We start from the raw sequence: 4,043 nt of genomic DNA on the forward strand, positions 1-4,043 counted from the left end.
GCAGCCTGCTGGTCTTCTACACCGAGCTCGATGCGCTGCTGAACCCGCGGCTGGCCTGGCGGCCCGCCGACGGCACGGTGCATCGCTACGAACCGGTGCTGAGGGCGCTGCAGGCCGCGCATCCGCAGCGCGACGGCAGCTGGCGCATCGAGCTGCCGCCCAGAGGGCAGGGCCTGGTCACGGCGCGCTACCTGCGGCCGCGGGAGACCGCGGGCGAGGGCTTTGCGCCGCTGCTGGCGACGGTGCATCCGGCCAGGCATGAGGTGCTGGCCAGCCGCTTCTGGGGCGACACGGCGATGACCTGGGTCTACGACCTGCACTACACGCTGCTGGCCGGCGATGCCGGTCGCTGGGCGGTGGGCGGCCTCGGCGCGCTGCTGGCCGCCTCGCTGCTCACCGGCGTGTGGCTGTGGTGGCCCACGCCGGTGCAGCGCGCCGCGGCCTGGCGCCTCAAGCGCGGTGCCGGCCGGCCGCGGCAGGTGTTCGACCTGCATCGCCTCGGTGGCATCTACCCGCTGCTGCTCACCGCGCTGCTCGCGCTCACCGGCGTGGTGCTGGCCTGGCCGGAAGTCATCGAGCCGGCCGTCGCGCGGCTGAGCCCGCCGTTGACCGTGGTGCCGCCGCGGGCCGAGCCGCCGTATGCCGACGCCGCGTTCATCGGCATCGACGCCGCGCTGCATCGCGCGCGCGAGCGTTTCCCGCAGGGCGTGCCGCGCTGGATCGACACGCCCGAGCCGGCCACCGGCGCCTACCGCATCCGCCTGCAGCAGCCGGGCGAGCCGAGCGAGCGCTTTCCGCGCACGCTGGTGTGGATCGATGCCTGGCGCGGCGACGTGCTGGCGGTGCGTGATGCGCGGGTGCAGGGCGCCGGCGATACGCTGCTTGCCTGGGTGCACCCGCTGCACAACGGCGAGGCCTTCGGCCTGCCGGGCCGCCTCCTCGTGTGCGCGGCGGGCTTCGTGCCGCTGCTGCTGGCCATCACCGGCACGATGCGCTGGCTCGACCGTCGCCGCGGCGAACGCGCGCGGCGTTCGCGTCTCGCGGCCCTCAGCGCGCCAGCGCCTTGAGCGCGAGCTTGATGCCGTCGCTGACGCCGACGTCGGCCGGCAGGGCCTTCAGCGCGGCGGCGGCCTCGCGGTCGCTGTAGCCCAGCGCGACGAGGGCCTGCAGGATGTCCGCTTGCGCGTCGCCCTGCACGGCTGCGGGCGTGGCCAGCGCATCGCCGAGCTTGCCCTTGAGCTCCAGCAGCAGCCGCTCGGCGGTCTTCTTGCCGATGCCCGGCACCTTCACCAGGCGGCCGGTTTCCTGCAGGCTGACCGCCTGCGCGAGTTCGCTGACGCTGAGGCCGGAGAGGATGGACAGCGCGGTGCGCGGGCCCACGCCGGAGATCTTCACCAGCTGTCGGAACGTGTTGCGCTCCTCGTGGGTCAGGAAGCCGAACAGCACCTGCGCGTCCTCGCGCACCACGAAGTGCGTCAGCAGCACGACGCGCTCGCCCAGGCCGGGCAGGTTGTAGAACGTGCTCATCGGCACGTCGACCTCGTAGCCGACGCCGTTGACGTCGACGAGCAATTGGGGCGGGTTCTTCTCCGCGAGGGTTCCGCTCAGGCGTCCGATCATGGGCGGGGATTATCCCGCCCGCCAGCTCAGCGGCCGCGTCCGAACAGCCCCAGGCGCTGCGCTTCCAGCGCGGCCTCGGCGCGCGAGCTCACGTTGAGCTTGCGATAGATCTGCTTCACGTAGTCGGCGATGGTGTGGCGCGACAGGTTCAGTTGCACGCCGATTTCCGGCAGCGTGAAGCCCTTGGCCACGCGCAGCAGCACCTCGTTCTCGCGGTCGGTCAGCTGCACGTGCGGAATGGTGTCCTTCTGCGGCTTGGCCTGCGCGGCGAAATAGGCGATCACGCGGCGCGCGATCGACGGCGACAGCGGCGGCTCGCCCTGGCTCATGCGGCTGAGCTGTTCGGCGATGAGTTCGCGCGCCTGCTCCTTGAGCACGTAGCCGAAGGCACCGGCCTGCAGTGCGGGGAAGAGGTGCTCGTCGTCGTCGTGGATGGTCACCACCACCGACTGGCACTCGGGCTGATGCTCGCGCAGCGCGGCGACCACGTCGACGCCCGAGCCGTCGGGCAGGCCGAGGTCGACCAGCGCGAGGTCGAACTTCACCGCGCTGACCAGGCCGAGCGCGTCGTGCACCCGTGCCGACTCCGAGATCTGCGCATCCGGGAAGACCTGATGGATGAGCACCTTCAGCCAGGCGCGGATCTCGGGCAGGTCCTCGAGCAGCAGGATGTTCTTCATGGTGAGTCCTCACTCGGGGCTGCAGCCCCGGCGTTCGATCGTATCAGCGCGCCGGAGCGGCGGGCGCCTCCGGCCCCAGCGGCAACGTGAGCCTTATCACGGTGCCGTATCCCGGGCCGGATTCGACCAGGCACTGCCCCTGCATCTGCTTGGCGCGCTGCTTCATGCTGGTCATGCCGTGGCCGCGGTCGAGCTTGCCGTCGAGCTCCATCGGGATGCCCTTGCCGTTGTCCTGGATGTTGATGCCGAACTGCTCGCCGGTGATGGCGCAGCGAACCTTCACGTGCGAGGCGCCGCTGTGCTTGATGATGTTGTTCACCGCCTCACGCAGGATGCGCGTGGTCTGCACGTAGGCGCGCGCCGCCAGCACCTGGTCGCTGTCCTCGGCCAGGCTCTTCCAGTCGATCTCGACGTTGGCCTGGCCCAGGCGCATCACCGTCTCGGCGCGCCAGTCGGCCAGCGCATCGGACAGGCGCACCGGCTTGCCGGTCAGCCCGCGCACCGACAGCCGCATCTCCTCGAGGGCCTCGCGCGCCAGCGTCGAGATGCGCTCGCTCTCGCTGGTGTGCACGATGGTCAGCAGCTTCGCACCGAGGTCGTCGTGCAGGTCGGCGGCGATGCGCTTGCGCTCCTTCTCGGTGACCTGCTCGATGCGTGCGTCGGCCTGCTGCGCATGGGTACGCTCGATCTCGGCCGTGAGCTCGCGCACCTTGGCGTCGATGACGTAGCGCATGTCGGGCACGGCCGCGGCGGTGCCGACGCGCTGCAGCAGCAGCCGCACACCGAAGGCCAGCAGGATCAGCGGCAGGAAGACCTGCAGCCGCGGCGCCTGCGGCAGCGGCAGCCAGCCGCGCTGCACGGCCAGCTCGTGCAGCATCACCGCCGAGGTGGCCGCCAAGGCCAGCGCCATCGGCCAGAAGTCGCTGCGCCGGTCGCGCCAGCTGATGCGCAGGTGCAGCAGCATCGCGCCGGTCGTCTCCAGGGCCAGCACCACGTACCAGGCGCTGGTCATCGCGAACAGGCGCGAGGGGCCGGCCATCAGCAGGCTCATCGGCATCACCACGCACTGGGCCAGCATCGCCGCCTCGATCATGCGCGAGCGCACGCCCGCATAGCTGAGCAGGAACTGCACCGCCAGCGCCAGCACCGGCGTGAAAGCCAGGCAGACGAGGAACTCGACGGTGGCGTTGTCCAGCGGCACCGCGCGCCACCAGTGGCGCGCCGACAGCAGCGCCAGGCCGATGGCCATCATCCCGTAGTAGCCCAGCGGCGCGTCGCGCCGCTGGCGCCAGGCCAGCAGCACCATCACCGCGCCCAGCGTGGCCAGCGCGAGGTTGACGATCTTGACCAGCGTGACGTTCCAGAACACCGCCTCGGCGTAGCGGGTTGCCAGCTCGTCGTAGGCGCCGATGCGCAGTTCCGACAGGCCGCCGGCACGGTCGCGCGAGGCCACGTGCGGCAGCGAATGGCCACGCACGTGCAGGTCGAGCACATTCCCTTGCGACAACACCAGCCCGCCCGGCAGGGAGACGAGCTGCGGATAGTGGCAGTCGCGCGCCAGCGAACCGGCGGGCCGGCCGCCGCTGTGGATGCGCCGGCCGTTGAGATACACGTCCAGCGCACTGCAGGCGCGGTGCACGTACAGCCCGAGCAAGTCGTTGCGGTCCAGGGCGTGGCCGGGGTCGAACTCGACGCGGTACCAGACGCCGCCGTCCTGCCGCGGGTTGGTCTCGCTCCAGTCGT

The 4,043-nt window shown here is 71.3% G+C and carries 4 protein-coding genes; 1 reads left to right on the forward strand and 3 read right to left on the reverse strand.

Annotation, left to right across the window (positions count from 1 at the left end; all coding sequences use genetic code 11):
* A partial coding sequence (locus AB7U92_RS23200) for a PepSY-associated TM helix domain-containing protein (protein ID WP_428582561.1) occupies positions 1-1,067 on the forward strand: 1,067 nt, incomplete at its 5' end.
* Here the strand turns inward: AB7U92_RS23200 and ruvA are convergent.
* The 3 genes from ruvA to AB7U92_RS23215 all read right to left on the reverse strand — a co-directional run.
* The gene (ruvA, locus tag AB7U92_RS23205; protein ID WP_428582563.1) at positions 1,048-1,620 is read right to left on the reverse strand and encodes a Holliday junction branch migration protein RuvA; all 573 of its coding nucleotides are present in this window, start codon (positions 1,618-1,620) and stop codon (positions 1,048-1,050) included. The genes AB7U92_RS23200 and ruvA overlap by 20 nt on opposite strands.
* A 26-nt stretch (positions 1,621-1,646) precedes the next feature.
* Positions 1,647-2,300: a response regulator gene (locus AB7U92_RS23210; RefSeq protein WP_428582565.1), complete on the reverse strand. Its 654-nt coding sequence runs from the start codon at positions 2,298-2,300 to the stop codon at positions 1,647-1,649.
* Between the two features lie 43 nt (positions 2,301-2,343).
* Positions 2,344-4,043 (reverse strand): sensor histidine kinase (locus tag AB7U92_RS23215; RefSeq protein WP_428582567.1); only part of this gene is annotated, 1,700 nt, incomplete at its 5' end.

This window comes from Piscinibacter sp. (genome assembly GCF_050175855.1).
GTDB lineage: Bacteria > Pseudomonadota > Gammaproteobacteria > Burkholderiales > Burkholderiaceae_C > Piscinibacter.

Bases quoted from the DNA above. Each gene is read 5' to 3' on its own strand.
- ruvA (WP_428582563.1), bottom strand. From the start codon at position 1,620: ATGATCGGACGCCTGAGCGGAACCCTCGCGGAGAAGAACCCGCCCCAA.
- AB7U92_RS23210 (WP_428582565.1), bottom strand. From the start codon at position 2,300: ATGAAGAACATCCTGCTGCTCGAGGACCTGCCCGAGATCCGCGCCTGG.